Consider the following 15,130-nt stretch of genomic DNA (forward strand, 5'->3'; position numbering starts at 1 on the left):
GGCAACCCTCGTGGTTCTGACGCGGTTTACGCAGGCGCAAATCAGAGGTGAGCGAATGCCTCGACCTTGCTGTCCAGCGGTACTTCCCACAGCGGTACCTTCCACGCTGCCGTGCCGCCAGCAGGCACACGATCCGTGTAGGTGGTGTCGACGCCTACGATCTTCCCGTCGCCATTGCGAGCGATCACGTCGATACGGACCATGTCCTGATCCTCGGTGAACTTGCTGGTGACGGTGCCGCTGACAGTCATCCAGTCGTACTCGGACCCGGTGGTCACTTCACCCATCGTGAAGGAGCCGGTCTCAGCGGCTGGCGAGTTGGTCGCCGCACTGGCGCTCGGCCCGCGCACCTCGATGTGGTCGATCTGCGCCGATCCCACCTGCAGGAAGCGGCCGACGTACCACGAGCTTCCCGAGAGGATGGTGCTGTAATCCGTACCGGTGTCGAGAAGCACGCCGCTCGCGTCATAAGCCTCCACCTCGATGGCGGCGTTGCCGAAGACGTAGTCCTCGTTCGGGTTGGTCAGCTGCACGGCGTACCAGCCCATGCCGCTCTCGGCGTCCACGCCAAACGCGGTCTCGCCGAGCACGAGTTCCTGCGCCGCCGCAAGCGCGGGCTTCTCAGCGGTCCCGGGCGCCCCTTCCTCGACAATGTCGGAGGTACCGACCTTGTCGGTAACCGTGTCGTCGATCGCGTTGTTGAGAGCTGTGGCCGCGACCACGAAGAATACGACCACCCCGACGATCGTGCCAACAACGGACACGATGATCGCAGTGAGGCCCTGCCATTTGGGCTTGTCTTTCTGGAAGAGCGCCACGATGCCGAGGATGAAAGCGATCGGCAGCAGAATCCATCCGACGATCAGGGCACCGGGGATGCAAGCGAAAATGAATCCCACGGCCGCCAGCCCGAGCGCCACGATCCCGAGGAGGTTGCGCGTCTTCTTCTCAGGCCCAGGAGCTGTCGATCCGGGGGCAGCGAAATCGCTCCTGCCAGACGCGGCGTTGACGGGACGAACGTGGTCAGTCCACGCGGTGCCATCCCAATAGCGCTCCTGGCCTTCGACGCCAGCAGGGAACCAGCCCGCGGGCGCGGCTGGAGTGATCGATTCAGTCAAGATATCCCCCACGGAAAGGGCCACGTCGGATTCGTGGCTTGTGAGCTGAGTGCTCGCCGTCGGCCGGCGAGACTCGAAAGTCTATGGGCAAAAATCCACCTAACTCATAACAAATACACACCTTTTGTCCGACCACCGCGCGGGCGCGGCGGTGTTGCTTCGCTGAATGAGTTCGGCGGCCCATAGCGGAGGTGGCGAGAACTTCGCCGCCCACCAGTACGACGATCTCGACCCGCACCGCGTCTGGCGCACGCTCACGCGTGACGTGCCGCGGCTCCGCGAGTACCTGACTGACGTGGTTGTCCCGGCCCTCTAGGTCAGTCGCCCGCCACCGACGCTTCTCGCGAGGACGCCACACCCCGCCCGAACGCCTGCCCCTGCAGAATGGCGCCCAGGTCGACGCCCGTCGCCGACTTCACGCTGTCGAACGTCGCCGCCAGACCCGCCGCCTGCTCGCGCGCGATGTGCGTGCCGGCGGAGTCGCCGCCCACGAGGGTGACGTTGCCGACGTTTTGGTACCCCTTCGCGAACTCGGCCATCAGCGCGGGCAGCTGCCCGATGAGCTCGCGCCCGAGGATGGCCTCCTGGTTCTCGCGCAGCGCCTCGGCCTCGGCCTGGATCGCCGCCGCGCTCGCCTCACCCTTCGCGCGGATGGCCTCGGCTTCGGCGAGAGCTTGAGCGCGAAGGGCTTCCGCCTCAGCGCTGGACTTCGCCCGCAACGCTTCCGCTTCAGCCTCGGCGCGCGCCCGCACGGCGGCGGCTTCGGCTGCGGCGGAGGCCTGCCGGGCCTCGGCCTGGCGCTGCACCGCGTAGGCCTCGGCATCCGATTCCTGCTGCGCCACCTGACGGTCGGTCTCGGCCTTCTTCTGGCGCGCGTACGACTCGGCGTCGGCTTCGGTCTGCTTGCGGTACTTCTCGGCATCCGCGACGCGCTTCACGTCGGCGTCGAGCTCGGCCTGACGGTTCTCGGCGCGCTGCACCAGAACGGCCTGTTCGCGCTCGGCGCGGGCGAGGTTCTCGGCCTGCTCCGCCTCGGCGTTCGCACGCCCGACCTCGGACTTCGATGCCGCCGTGTTCTTGTCGAACGCGGTCTGCTCGATGAGGTTCGCTTCTTCGGTCGCGAGCTGGCGCGCCTTGACCTCGCGGGCCGCCTCGATGCGCGCGACCTCGGCCTCGCGCTTCACGCGCTCGACCTCTTGCGCGCCGAGTGCCTCGATGTAGCCGTTGCGGTCGGTGACGCCCTGGATGGCAAACGAGTCGAGCACGAGACCCTGAGCGAGCAGGTCGCCCTTGATGCCCTCGGCGATCTCGTCACCGAGCTTCTGGCGGTCTTGCATGACCTCTTCGACGTTCAGCTTCGCCACGACTCCGCGCAGCGCACCCTCGAGCTGCTCGGTGGTGAAGACGTCGATCGCCTGGTCCTGCGAGGCGAAGCGCTCCGCGGCGGCGCGAACCTGGTCGGGCAGCGACCCGATCTTGACCAGCGCGACACCAGCCAGGTGGATGGTCACGCCGTTCTTCGTCTGCGCGACGGGCTCCATCTTGATCTGTCGCGACCGCAGCGAGATGCGGTCCGAGCGCTGCGTCAGCTTGTTGACGAAAGCTCCGCCGCCGGTGATGACCGTCATGTTCGACGTCAGCCCGTCGGAACCGCGCTGCTTCTTACCGACGATGACGATCGCCTCATCGGCCTGCGGCACCTGGTACCAAGCCCGGAAGATGAAGAAGCCGATCAGCAGGATCAGCAGCACCGCCCCGACGGCGACGACCACACCGATGATCCAGAAAATGTCACTGTTCACGACAAACGCCCCCCGGCCACGAAAATGCGGATTGTGGGATCACGCTATCGGGTGCCGGTACCGCTGCACGGTAGCCCCCGAGCCGAACTCCCACCGCTCGACGAGCTCGAGCTTCAGCTCCACGCCGTCGAGCAGCCGCGGTCCGCGACCGGCGATCACCGGATGCACCACAAACGTGTACTCATCGATGAGCCCCGCCGCGGCGAGCGCCGCTGGCAACCGCACACCGCCGAGCGAGATCCCCCGCCCCTGCCGCTCCTTCAACCGCCGCACCGCGTCGACGACATCGCCGCTGATCAGCTCAGCGTTCCAGTCGACGGCGTCGAGAGTCTCGGATGCCACCACCTTCCGCATCGGATCCATGACCTCCGAGAAGGCCACCTCACTGGCATCCATCCAGTCCGGCCACTCCCCCGACTCGGGCCTGCGCCACGCGCCCTGCATCAGCTCGTACGTCACGCGTCCGTAGAGGAGCGCGTCGGATCGACGCAGCTCGTCGGTCCAGAACGCCATCGACTCCTCGTCGGGTGGGAGGCCCTCCTCGTGCGAGCAGCAGCCGTCGAGGGTGACGTTGATGGCGTAGCGGAGGGGCTGGGTCATGCCGCTAGCTTCCTCGCCGGGGCTCCTCCGCGGAAGAGCCCGCCGCCGCGAATCGCTCCGCCTGCACCGCGAACGCCTCCGCCAGCTCGGGCGGCCCGACGACCTCCATGGCCACCTCGAACCGACCGAAGGATGCCGCCCTTCCCGCGAAGGCCTACCCCTCGAGGATTAGTGCCATTCGACAGGTTCTCTCCTGCGCGGTCTGTACGTCCATCGCCAGACTGTCGCTTTCTTCCGACGACGCGACGCGGTCCTCGCAGATAGGTTGAACTTCTCGGCCGGTTACACAGTGAGCGCACATGACATGACGAACCTCTCCATCACGAGCATCCACGACGTCCTCGACCAGTACCGGAAGGTCGCGTTCGACGAATACGACAAGGGCGCGCACTTTGAGCGGCTGATGCAGGCGTTTCTCCGCACCGAGCCGCAGTACGCCGAGTTGTACGACGAGGTGTGGCGGTGGTCGGAGTATCCCGAGCGCGGAAACCGTCCTGACACGGGCGTCGATCTGGTTGCCCGGAGTCGTGACACGGGCGAACTCACCGCGATTCAGTGCAAGTTCTTCGCGCCCTCCACCACAGTGACGAAGGCGATGCTCGACTCTTTCCTGTCCGCGTCCGGCAAGATGACAGTCGACTACGTACCAGAGTTCGCAGCGCGCCTAGTGATTTCGACGTCAGACACCTGGGGGAAGAACGCCGAAGAGGCGATAGCTGGGCAGTCGATCCCCGTAGAGCGACTGCGCGTGCAAGACCTCGATGACTCGTCGATCGACTGGTCTCAGTTCGTATGGAACGAGCCCGCACGACTGGAAAAGAAGCGCCTCAAGACCCCCTTCGACTATCAGCGCGCCGCCATTGACGATGTCGTCGCAGGCTTCACCGAGCGTGATCGCGGGAAGCTCATCATGGCGTGCGGCACCGGCAAGACGTTCACCTCGCTTCGTCTCGCCGAGAAGGTCGTCCCGCTCGGTGGCACCGTCCTGTTTCTCGTGCCTTCGATTGCTCTGCTGTCGCAGACGCTCAAGGAGTGGACGATCCAGGCCGAAGTGCCCATGCGCTCGTTTGCGGTCTGCTCTGATGTGTCGGTCGGCAAGCGTCGTACCGAAGAAGACATACCGGTCACCGACCTTGCATTCCCCGCAACCACGAACGCATCGGCGCTCGTCAAGCAGTTCACCTCGGGCGATGGCTCGGACAAGCTCACCGTCATCTTCTCGACCTACCAGTCGCTTCCCGTGATCTCGAAAGCTCAGGGGATGGGGCTGCCTGAGTTCGACCTCATCGTCAGCGATGAGGCGCACCGGACGACTGGAGCTGCAATGTCGGATGACGACGAGTCAGCGTTCATGAAGGTGCACGACCAAGACTTTGTGCAGGGCAAGAAGCGCCTCTACATGACTGCCACACCGCGCATCTTCTCGGATGGCACTCGCAAAAAGGCGGGGGAGATCGGCGCGAAGCTCGCCGACATGGATGACGAAGCGGTCTACGGACCCGAGTTCCACAGACTCGGATTCGGGCAGGCAGTCAGCATGGGCCGACTGACCGACTACAAGGTGCTCGTGCTCGCGGTCGATGAGTCGTTCGTCGCACGCGAGTTCCAGTCGTTGATGTCGCAGGACGGCTACGAACTCGCGATGGAGGACACTGCGAAGATCGTCGGCACCTGGAATGGTCTCTCGAAGCGTTCGGTGATCCCCGGAGAGTACGAGGACGACCCGTCACCGATGCAGCGTGCGGTGATGTTCGCGAAGGACATCGCGACCTCGCGCAAGCTCTCCGACGCATTTCAGCAAGTTGTCGAAGGTGAGATCGAGCGCATCGAGGCCTCAGGCGAAGACACCTCTCGGCTGCTCCACGCCGAAGCGCGGCACGTCGACGGAACGCAGTCGATGCTCGTGCGCAACGAGAAGCTCGACTGGCTCAAGGAGCCGTCCCCGGAGAGCACCGTCCGCATCCTGTCGAACGCCAAGTGCTTGTCCGAAGGCGTGGACGTTCCCGCGCTCGACGCTGTGATGTTCATGAACCCGCGCAAGAGCGTGGTCGACGTGGTGCAGTCGGTCGGTCGCGTCATGCGCAAGATGGCGGGGAAGAAGTTCGGGTACGTGATCCTCCCGATCGCGATCCCCGGTGGCATTGAGCCCGACGAAGCACTGAACAACAACGACAAGTACCGGGTCGTCTGGCAAGTTCTCCAGGCGCTCCGAGCGCACGATGAGCGGTTCGACGCCGAAGTCAACAAGATCGACCTCACGAAGAAGACCAACAGGCTCATGGTCGATGTGATCGGCGCAGGCGGCGGGAAGAGCGACGACGAGGAAGACTCGGCAACCAAGGGTGCCGACAAGGTGCAGGGTGCTTTGCAGCTTGACTTCTCGAAGATCGAAGCCTGGCGCGACGCGATCCTCTCCAAGATCGTGCAGAAGGTAGGTCAGCGGCGCTACTGGGAGAACTGGGCGAAGGACGTTGGTGAAATCGCGCAGGCTCACTCCGAGCGAATCAACGCGCTCGTCAAGGGCGACAACAAGCGGATCCGCGACGAGTTCGAGGCGTTCACCGAAGGTCTTCGACTCAACCTGAACCCCGACATCTCGCATGACGACGCGGTCCAGATGCTCTCGCAGCACCTCATCACGCAGCCCGTATTCGACGCGCTGTTCGAGGGGTACGCGTTTTCTGAGAACAACCCGGTCTCTCGGGTCATGAACGCGATGGTCAAGGTGCTCGACGGCGAGAACCTTGAGAACGAGACAACGAAGCTCGAGTCGTTTTACGAGTCCGTTCGCGTACGTGCGGCGGGTATCGACGACGCGGCGGCAAAGCAGACGATCGTCAAAGAGTTGTACGAGAAGTTCTTCTCAACCGCGTTCTCCAAGACAAGCGAGAAGCTCGGCATCGTCTACACGCCGAACGAGATCGTGGACTTCATCATCCACTCGGTAAATGACATTCTGGAAGACGAGTTCGACACGTCGATTTCCGATGAAGGCGTGCATGTCCTCGACCCGTTTACGGGTACCGGCACGTTCATCGTGCGGTTGCTCCAGTCGGGTCTCATTAAGCCGCACGACCTGGCGCGGAAGTACCGCTACGAGTTGCACGCGAACGAGATCGTGTTGCTCGCGTACTACGTAGCGGCGATCAACATTGAGGAGACATACCATGCGCTCCGGGGCGGCGAGTATGTCCCCTTCGACGGCATCGTCCTGACCGACACGTTCCAGATGTTTGAGGACGATGACGAACTCGACGACATGGGCATCTTCCAAGCCAACAACGACCGCGTGATCGCTCAGAAGGAACGCGATATCCGCGTCATCATCGGCAACCCGCCGTACTCGAAGGGTCAGACCTCCGGTAACGACGACAACGCGAACAACTCATACCCGACGCTCGATGGCAAAATTCGCGACACGTACGCGAAGCGCTCAACCGCGACGAACAAGAACAACCTCTACGACTCCTACATCCGCGCGATCCGATGGGCGTCCGATCGCATCGGTGAGGAGGGGATCGTCGCGTATGTCTCGAACGGTGGCTACATCGACGGCAACACTGCCGATGGACTCAGACTGAGCCTGATCGACGAATTTACGAGCGTCTACATCTTCAATCTGCGCGGGAACACCAGAACCTCCGGAGAACGGGCGAGGAAAGAGGGAGGGCAAATTTTCGGATCGGGCTCGCGCGCTACGATCGCGGTCGCAATCCTCATCAAGAACCCGAAGCGGCAAATCCCCGGAACTCTTTACTACTACGACATTGGCGACTATCTCGATAGGAAGCAGAAGCTCGGAAAGATAGCCGGGTTCGGCTCTCTTACGGCACTCCCGTGGAAGAAGATCGAACCGTCGACTGAGGGCGACTGGACGACTAAGCGGAATGATGAGTTTACAAAGTTCTCCCCGATTGGGGAGAAAGACGCGAATAGGTCTCGCGAGACGCGATTCTTCGCCACTTTCAGTCGCGGACTGGAAACAGGACGCGATTCCTGGGTCTACAACTACTCTAAGCGCACGCTCGACGACCTCGTGTCGCGACTGATCACAAACTACAACGCAGAGATCGACCGTTGGAGTGATGCAGGACGCCCGAAGAACTTGAAGACGTTTGTCAAATTCGACGGAGGCTACATTAAGTGGACGAGCACCTTGCTCGACGAATTGGCGCGCGAACACCGTGCAGTGCTCGCTGAGGGCACGTCAGCTCGGGTAGCACTGTACCGGCCGTTCAGTCGCCAACGTGTCTATTTTGACTCACAAATGAATCATCGCCAGGGGAAGTTGATGAGCATGTTTCCGACAGCAACCTCGGAGAACATGGGCGTCTATGTAACAGCTCCAGGCGCCGGCCACGGGGCATCTTTACTAATGACCGACGCGATCCCCGATCTTGCCCTTTGGGGTTCGGGAAGCGGGCAATTCTTCCCTCGCTACACATATCGCCGCACTGAACAAATTCCTGGAGCTCTAGACGTATATGGAGAAGGCGATGCCCCTGGCTACGAGCGCATCGATAACATCACCGACGAGATTCTGACCGACTACCGGCAGTCGTTCGGCAAGGATGTGGCGAAGGACGACATCTTCTTCTACGTCTACGGGCTGCTGCACTCGCGCGAGTACCGGGCAGAGTTCGAGGCTGACCTCGCGAAGATGCTCCCGCGCATCCCGAAGGTCAAAGCGTTCAAGCAGTTCGTCGAAGCCGGTCGCGCACTCTCCGAGCTTCACCTGAACTACGAGACCGTCGAGCCCTACCCGCTGATCGAGACCGCCACGCCGAACGCCTCGCTGCGTGTCACCAAGATGCGCTACGCGAAGGAGGGTCGTCAGGACAACAAAACGACGATTGTCTACAACGACAGCATCACCCTCACCGGCATCCCGGAGGAGGCGCAGGAGTACCTGCTCGGCTCTCGCTCCGCGCTCGACTGGATTATCGAGCGGTATCAGGTGAAGACCGACAAGGCGTCAGGCATCATCAACGATCCGAACGCCTGGGGCGACGAGCACGGCGACCCGCGCTACATCCTCGACCTCATCAAGCGGATCACGACGGTAAGCGTCGAGACGGTCAAGATCGTCAACGGGCTGCCGTCGCTTGAGGTCGTCGATGCTTGATTCTCTGACCCTTTCGGGGATGGCGTGTTTCGGCACTACTCCGCTGGCGATGAAGCCCTTCGGGGTTGCCACCTTCGTGTTCGGTCCAAACGGCTCGGGGAAGACCTCCATAAGTCGTGCGCTTGCCGAGCCGTCCCGATTCGCTGGCACGAAACACCACTGGAATGGTGACACGCCACTCGACGTGAGGGTGTACAACAGAGACTTTGTCGAGAAGGTGATCGAGCAATATTCGCGCCTGGAGGGAGTGTTTCTTCTTGGCGAGGAGAACGTTGAGAAGCGCACCGCGCTTGAGGCGATCGTTGGCGAGGGCGGAGAGAAGCCCAAGGCGGAGACGAAGAAGAAGCGCACCGAGTCCAACCTGAAGAAGCACCGAGACGAACTGGCTTCCGCCAAGGATCGTCTGAAAACGGACGCGTGGAAGAAGCGGAGTGATTTTGCACCGGAGCTTAGGAGCGCGTTCGACGGGTTCAACGGGTCAATGGATCGTTTCGTCACGAGGCTGCTGGCTGCTACTGCAACGGTGTCGGAAGCCACGGACGCCGATGAGGCAGTGCTCGTCGCGGAGGCGCAGAGTGTCTTCGACGATCAGGCGACAGAAGCGCCCAAGTTCGCGCCGCTCACCACGCTTAGGGTCAACGCCCTTCCCGGATACGACCTGTTTGCGCAGCGAGTGGTCGGACGTGAGGATGCCACGCTGAGCGATCTGGTGCAGCGGCTCGGAAACGCAGACTGGGTGTCCGCCGGTCGTCGATTCGTCGATCATGCTGACGGGGTCTGCCCGTTCTGCCAACAGGAGGTCTCCTCGGACTTCGCGCATCAACTGGAAGAGCTGTTCGACCGGTCATACGAAGAGCAGATCGAACAACTGCGTCGCTTCGACGAGGCATTCACGAGGCAGTCCGAGGCGATTATCGGGACGGTTCGTCGTCTTCTCGAAGGTCACAACTGGCACTTGGACGCGGCGGCACTCGAAGCACCGGCAGCGGCGCTCGAACTTGTCGTTGAAAAGGTGCGGGGATCGATCGGGCAGAAGCTCGCGTCTCCGTCCACCGAAGTAGCCCTCGATGACATTGCTCCCGAGATCAATCGGATCAACGAGGTGCTTGCATCCGCGAACGTCGGGATTGACGAACACAATGCACGGGTTCGAAGACGCGCTCAGGAGCGCCCGCTCCTCGTGGAACGCTGTTGGAACTACTTCGCCGCCCACGTCGTGAACGCAGACCTCGCCGCATATAAACGTGACGTTGACCGGCTCGAACCAGCGATTGCTGGCATCGAGGAGGCGCTAAGTGCGGCTGAGCGTGATCTTGCCGACATTGTCCGTCGCGAGGTGGCTCTGAGCGCGCAGTTGGTGTCAAGCAAACCGACCATCGAGCGCATGAACCGAGTCCTCGCGGATACCGGATTCACGTCGTTCCGGCTTGCAGCCTCCGATGAGCTAGAGGACGGCTACACCATCACTCGGAACGATGGAGCCTTCGACGCAGGCTCGCTGAGTGAAGGAGAGCGCACCTTCCTGTCGTTCCTGTACTTCTGTCACGTGCTAAGAAGCACCAAGACAGGGGGCTCTCCACAACCGATCCTTGCCGTGATCGACGATCCGATCTCGTCAATGGACAGCGATGTGATGGTCGTTGTGAGTGCGTTGATCCGTGAGCTCGTGGACGAGGCAATGAAGGGCGGTGGGCAAGTCGCTCAAGTCGTTGTTTTGACCCACAACGTTCACTTTCACAAAGAGGTCACCTACCAGCGCAGCCGAAAGCCCGACAAGCGGCGACGCTACTTCACGATCAGAAAGTATGCAGACCGGGCTCATGCAATCGAGCCCTTCGACACCAACCCGATCAAGTCCTCGTATGGTCGACTCTGGGACGAGGTGCGCAACGCGGGACGTGCCGGTGGCTACGAGACGCCTATCGGGCTGGAGAACACCATGCGGCGTATCTTGGAGACGTACTTCAACGTTCTCGGCGACGTAGGCCAGGACAGCATCCTCGATCAGTTCACGGGCGATGACCGGCTCATCTGCCACTCGCTCTTCATGTGGGCGAATGGAGGATCGCACAGCATCTTCGATGACAACGATCACTCTCCGTCGATGCACGCCGTAGAGACCTACCTCAGTGTGTTCGAGCGCATCTTCACGGTGACGAAACAGAATCAGCACTACGACATGATGATGGCGCGCGACGTAAGCCCTGCGGAGGACTGGTCGGAAGTTCCCGTCGTCTAGTGGTTCGGTCAGGATGGGCTTACATACGGCAGAGCCCGTGAAATCGTGCTTTCCCGACGATACGAGACACTCTTTGAAGGCGCCGATCGCTCATGGCGGAAGCTATCAGCGATAGCTACTGCGACGACCAGCCCGGCATGAATTGACACGTAAACTAATCTCGAAATTCGAGATCTTTGCGGTCTGATGAACAGGACGACGCAGAGCCGATCGGACGATCGCCGCGTGATCGCGCACAAGCCCGGGCCCAAGATCACTGCGGCCCCACGCCAACGTGAGAACTCGCGGTATCACCGGGCGCTGACTCCCGCACCAAGGGCCGCCCGCGGAGCAGAAACGATAACCCGGCGCCGTCAAGCGAGCCGAACTCACACGCCGCGGCGTCCATAGCTCAGCTCGGAACACCGGTAGTGCGTCCGCTGACCGGCCCTGGTACCACGCTGTCAACTGCAACGTCTCACGGTCCGCGAACGGGGGACCCCGAGATCTGCAACCCGTTCGGCCGCCCATTGGCTGCGAAGCGGCCGGTGACCGACAGGTAGCCACACTTGTTGCGCGGCAGCGTGAACGCGCTAAGCGACATGGTTTCGCTCGCGTCGACGCCTTAGGGCATCGACGACCCGTGGGAACGCCGCTTCAGGGCGACTAGGGCGAGCGTCGCCTTCGAACGCCGACTTCGCCGCTACCATGCTCTTCTGCAGGTCGCGGAGCGTGTCGTAAGCCTCAAAGGCACGGCGGCCGGTCATATCGGCACCCCGGTGATGCTCCCAGTCCGCAACGTAAGGCAGCACGGGCTTAGCGACCCGCCCGCGCCTGTGTGGACGAACCACTGATCAATTTGCGAGCCTAATGCGTGGTCAGCGCGGAGCCGCTTCACTTATCCAGAGAAACGAAACCGCTCATGTTCCGGTTCGCCATTCTGGATAAACCCAGGGGGATTCCCATTCGAGAGGTTCCGAAAGACTCATGACTCGCGCGAACTCCGCGAAGTAGGCGGCGGCGATAGAGGAGTCGTCAATCTCGACCGCATTCTCAAACGAGTAGCCGGCATTCTTGGAGAAGTTAAACGAACCGGTCCACACCGCCACTGGCCGAAGGTGATCGACCGCGGGCTCGGCTCGCTCGTTGTACTCCAGTCGAACGAGGAACTTGTGGTGCATCCGGGGCATCGCCGGCGACTTGTCCGAGTTGTGATTCCCTACGCAGCGAACTGGCTCCAGAGTCGGATCTGTGGCGTAAGAAGACGACCCCAAAGGCTCCGGAAACTGAAATCGGACGAATGAATTATGGAGCTCTGCGTAGCTAGCTCGCAACCTCGTCGCCCAATCGGCCGCCGACCGTGCATCGGGCCGGAGGAAATCTTCCTTCTGAACGACAATCGACGTGTCGCGACCCGCCAGCGCAGCAAGTAGGCGCGGCTCCGTTAGCCAGGCAACACAGCCCACGACAGCAGAGGAACTCTCGATGAAGCGCACCGCGCGGTCTGTCAGGTCTCCGAAATGCGCGACCACAGGGCCAGAGCTGGTCGTACGCTGATCGTCATCCCACGGGAAGTCGGTCCGGTCCTCGAGCACCGGTCGCTCACGGTGCAGGCTCCGTGTCACCGGGTCTGAGCCTCCGGAGCCGGAGAAGTTGCGCCACCTACGAGATTCCCCCATGCATGCACCATATACTCGAAGACTCGCAAGTCATCGCAAGCCCTCATAGGGACCATCGGGCATGCGGCGCTGCCCCGTGAGCAAGAGTCGAATGCCTAAACATGAGGAGCTTTTCGGCTTCGACTTACTTGACATCCCACTGCGGTAGGTCACATCTCACTCCGCTCCCAGGCATCTTTGGCCGCCATACGAACCCCCAGAAGTTTGACGCCGACGCGGGCACCGCGTGAGTACTCGCCCGAGCCAGGCGGGACGTCCGCTGCGCCATAGCTCAGCTCGGAAACATCGGTCACGCATCCACCGTCCGCGCAGTCTCGCATGATGCCGTCATCCGCGACGGCCCGGTCGGCGCACCGCCGTCCTCAGATCTCCAGCTCACTGGGCCGGCAGTCGACGATGAATATGCCGGTGTCGGCGCCACGAAGCTCTGGTCCATGTCCTACCCCCGGAGTACCCTCCCCACCATGACCCCAGCCGCCCTCTTCCTCCACGCCGATGCCGCGCTGCGCGAGGTCATCGACCAGCTCGATCCCGCTGACTTCTCCGCCCCCGTGCCGAAGGAGTGGAGCCAGCTCGAGTCGCCCACGCTGCTCGGCATCCTCGGGCGCCATGCCTACGACGAAGCCTGGATCCCCGACGTGCTCGCGGGCCGCGCCGCTGCGGACGGCGACCCGTACGCCGACGTCGACCTGCTCGGCGACGACCCCATCGCGTCATACGACGCGCTCAACGACAAGGCGACAGCAGCCGTGCGATCAGGTGACATCGCCGAGACCTTCCGGTTCACCTACGGCGGCTACCCGGCCGACGAGGGCTTCGCGCACCTCGCGACGTATCGCGCGTTCCAGGCGTACTCGATCGCGAAGCACTTCGGCATCCCCTTCCACCTCTCCCCCGAGCTGGTCGCCGGCTTCAACGAGCACGTCACCCCGCACGCCGACGAGTGGCGGCAATGGGGCGTGTTCCCGCCGGCCATCGAGCCGCCCGCGGATGCCGATGACGAGACGCGACTGCTCTGCGCGCTGGGGTTCTGGCAACCCTGACGTCTGCGGTCAGGCGATCCGCACTGGCTTTCCCGTACGAACGCTCGCATCGAGCGCGGCATCCATCACCGCAATGAGCTGTCGGCCATCGGCCGTCACGAAGTAATCACCGAGCGAGGTGATAGTGTCGGCGATGTCGCTCCCCCACGGCGGGCTGACGTCCGGCTTATCGATGTCCCAGACCACGTCGGCGGATGGGTGTCGCCGCAACTCGCGCTCGACGTTCGCCAGTTCCGCGCGGGCGAGCTGGGCGGCATCCGGAGACAACTCCCCGTCCCCATAGAGAGCCGCGAGCGTCGGGAACCGCGAGCCGCGAGTGCCGCCCTCGAGCCGAACCGTGACGGTGTCGAAGAACGAGCCGAGAAAGTCAGCGCGTCCGATCGGATACGCGATCGGCCCCACCCTCAGACTGACGCTCATGGCAGGAGCTTAGGAAAGATCATCGCGCCGGTGACGCCGAGGGGTTCTCGATCAGGTTCACCTGCGTGCCGTCGATGTCGACCAGGTTGCCGATCCGCAATCCCGACGGCTGCGTCGCCACCGGATGAACGCGCGGAAACCCGACCGTCTTCTCGACGACGCCCGCCGATGTGATGCGCCGATACAGCTCGTCGACGTCGTCGACCCGGATGCTGCACATGAACGAGCTGCTCGCGGGGTCGAGGTCGACGAAGGGGAAGAACTCCAGCGAGAGCCCGCCACGCCGGAGGATCAGCCAGCCCTCGTCCCGGTAGTCCTGCTCGAAGCCGAACCCGCCATAGAAGGCGACCGTGGCGTCGAAGTCGCGAGACGGCAGGTTCGGGACAGCGCGATCGGTCATGCGGCAGACCCTACAGCGCCCATCGCTCACCCGCCCGAAAGCTCCGCCTCACCCCGGCCGGCGAACCGCTCCCAGTGCCCCTCCGACACCACGCGCACCTCATCGCCCGCGACCATGAGGGCCGTCTCGTCGTCGATCGCGTAGGCCGCGGCACGCCGATCTTGGACGCCCATCGCCGCGCGCTCTCCGTAGTGTTCGACGACCAGCCCGGGTAGTCGAGGTGCGGGAAGATCGAGAACTCGACGAGACCGAGCGTCTCGTCGGGGCCGTCCGGCTGCCACTCGACGAACTCCGGCCCGATGCGCGGCGTCAGCACCATGCTGCCGGCGCTCACCCCGACCCACACCGTGTCCGACACCAACGGGAGCAGGTCAGCGAGCCCCGACTCGCGCAGCCAGTGCGCGAGGTACACCGCCTCGCCTCCGTCGACGAGGAGGACGTCGGCCTGACGCACCCACGGCTCCCAGCGCTCGCGATGCATGGTGGGCAGAGCGAGGAGCTCGAGGACCCCGACGGACTCCCAGCCCAGCTCGACGAGACGCGTCTTCCCCGACACGGCGCGCCACAGACTCTCGGGCGTGCACATCGGGTGACCCCACTGCGCCGTCGGGATCACCAACGCGCGCGACTCCTCGATCGGCTTGCCGAGCAGCCCGACGAGAGCGGCACGGATGCTGTCGTTCGTGACCCCGCCGGAGGTCAGCAGAAGCTTCATGGTTCACCGA

The 15,130-nt window shown here is 62.9% G+C and carries 10 protein-coding genes and 1 pseudogene; 4 read left to right on the top strand and 7 right to left on the bottom strand.

All coding sequences use genetic code 11. The annotated features are described in order from the left end of the window. Positions 1 to 41 precede the first annotated feature (41 nt). The gene (locus ACMW4R_RS02880; RefSeq protein ID WP_418299089.1) at positions 42 to 1,142 is read right to left on the bottom strand and encodes a DUF2510 domain-containing protein; all 1,101 of its coding nucleotides are present in this window, start codon (positions 1,140 to 1,142) and stop codon (positions 42 to 44) included. A gap of 142 nt (positions 1,143 to 1,284) precedes the next feature. Between ACMW4R_RS02880 and ACMW4R_RS02885 the strand changes: the two genes are divergently transcribed. After that, complete coding sequence (locus ACMW4R_RS02885; RefSeq protein WP_418299090.1) at positions 1,285 to 1,434, top strand: HepT-like ribonuclease domain-containing protein; 150 nt, start codon at positions 1,285 to 1,287, stop codon at positions 1,432 to 1,434. A gap of 1 nt (position 1,435) precedes the next feature. Here ACMW4R_RS02885 and ACMW4R_RS02890 read toward each other — a convergent pair whose 3' ends face one another. Both ACMW4R_RS02890 and ACMW4R_RS02895 read right to left on the bottom strand, forming a co-directional pair. Next, the gene (locus ACMW4R_RS02890) at positions 1,436 to 2,920 is read right to left on the bottom strand and encodes an SPFH domain-containing protein (protein WP_241493644.1); all 1,485 of its coding nucleotides are present in this window, start codon (positions 2,918 to 2,920) and stop codon (positions 1,436 to 1,438) included. A 39-nt stretch (positions 2,921 to 2,959) separates the two neighbouring features. Further along, complete coding sequence (locus tag ACMW4R_RS02895) at positions 2,960 to 3,520, bottom strand: dihydrofolate reductase family protein (protein WP_418299091.1); 561 nt, start codon at positions 3,518 to 3,520, stop codon at positions 2,960 to 2,962. Between the two features lie 304 nt (positions 3,521 to 3,824). On the opposite strand from ACMW4R_RS02895, the gene ACMW4R_RS02900 reads away from it, so the two are divergent. Together ACMW4R_RS02900 and ACMW4R_RS02905 are read left to right on the top strand one after the other, a co-directional pair. Beyond that, complete coding sequence (locus ACMW4R_RS02900; RefSeq protein ID WP_418299092.1) at positions 3,825 to 8,645, top strand: DEAD/DEAH box helicase; 4,821 nt, start codon at positions 3,825 to 3,827, stop codon at positions 8,643 to 8,645. Then, the gene (locus tag ACMW4R_RS02905) at positions 8,638 to 10,884 is read left to right on the top strand and encodes an AAA family ATPase (RefSeq protein WP_418299093.1); all 2,247 of its coding nucleotides are present in this window, start codon (positions 8,638 to 8,640) and stop codon (positions 10,882 to 10,884) included. Before ACMW4R_RS02900 ends, ACMW4R_RS02905 begins: the two co-directional genes overlap by 8 nt. Before the next feature lie 899 nt (positions 10,885 to 11,783). On the opposite strand, the gene ACMW4R_RS02910 is transcribed toward ACMW4R_RS02905, so the two are convergent. Continuing rightward, positions 11,784 to 12,488 (bottom strand): hypothetical protein, encoded by a 705-nt coding sequence (locus tag ACMW4R_RS02910; RefSeq protein ID WP_418299094.1) that lies wholly within the window; start codon positions 12,486 to 12,488, stop codon positions 11,784 to 11,786. A gap of 518 nt (positions 12,489 to 13,006) precedes the next feature. Between ACMW4R_RS02910 and ACMW4R_RS02915 the strand changes: the two genes are divergently transcribed. Continuing rightward, positions 13,007 to 13,585, top strand: a complete 579-nt coding sequence (locus ACMW4R_RS02915; RefSeq protein ID WP_418299095.1) for a hypothetical protein — start codon at positions 13,007 to 13,009, stop codon at positions 13,583 to 13,585. A gap of 9 nt (positions 13,586 to 13,594) precedes the next feature. Here the strand turns inward: ACMW4R_RS02915 and ACMW4R_RS02920 are convergent, their stop codons facing one another. The 3 genes and pseudogenes from ACMW4R_RS02920 to ACMW4R_RS02930 form a co-directional block, all read right to left on the bottom strand. Next, complete coding sequence (locus tag ACMW4R_RS02920) at positions 13,595 to 13,987, bottom strand: Imm70 family immunity protein (RefSeq protein ID WP_418299096.1); 393 nt, start codon at positions 13,985 to 13,987, stop codon at positions 13,595 to 13,597. A 37-nt stretch (positions 13,988 to 14,024) separates the two neighbouring features. After that, the gene (locus ACMW4R_RS02925) at positions 14,025 to 14,405 is read right to left on the bottom strand and encodes a bleomycin resistance protein (protein WP_418299097.1); all 381 of its coding nucleotides are present in this window, start codon (positions 14,403 to 14,405) and stop codon (positions 14,025 to 14,027) included. 26 nt (positions 14,406 to 14,431) lie between these two features. Further along, positions 14,432 to 15,120: pseudogene (locus ACMW4R_RS02930) on the bottom strand (Type 1 glutamine amidotransferase-like domain-containing protein). Between the last annotated feature and the right edge of the window lie 10 nt (positions 15,121 to 15,130).

This window comes from Microbacterium sp. S1037 (assembly GCF_048381605.1).
Lineage (GTDB): Bacteria > Actinomycetota > Actinomycetes > Actinomycetales > Microbacteriaceae > Microbacterium > Microbacterium testaceum_B.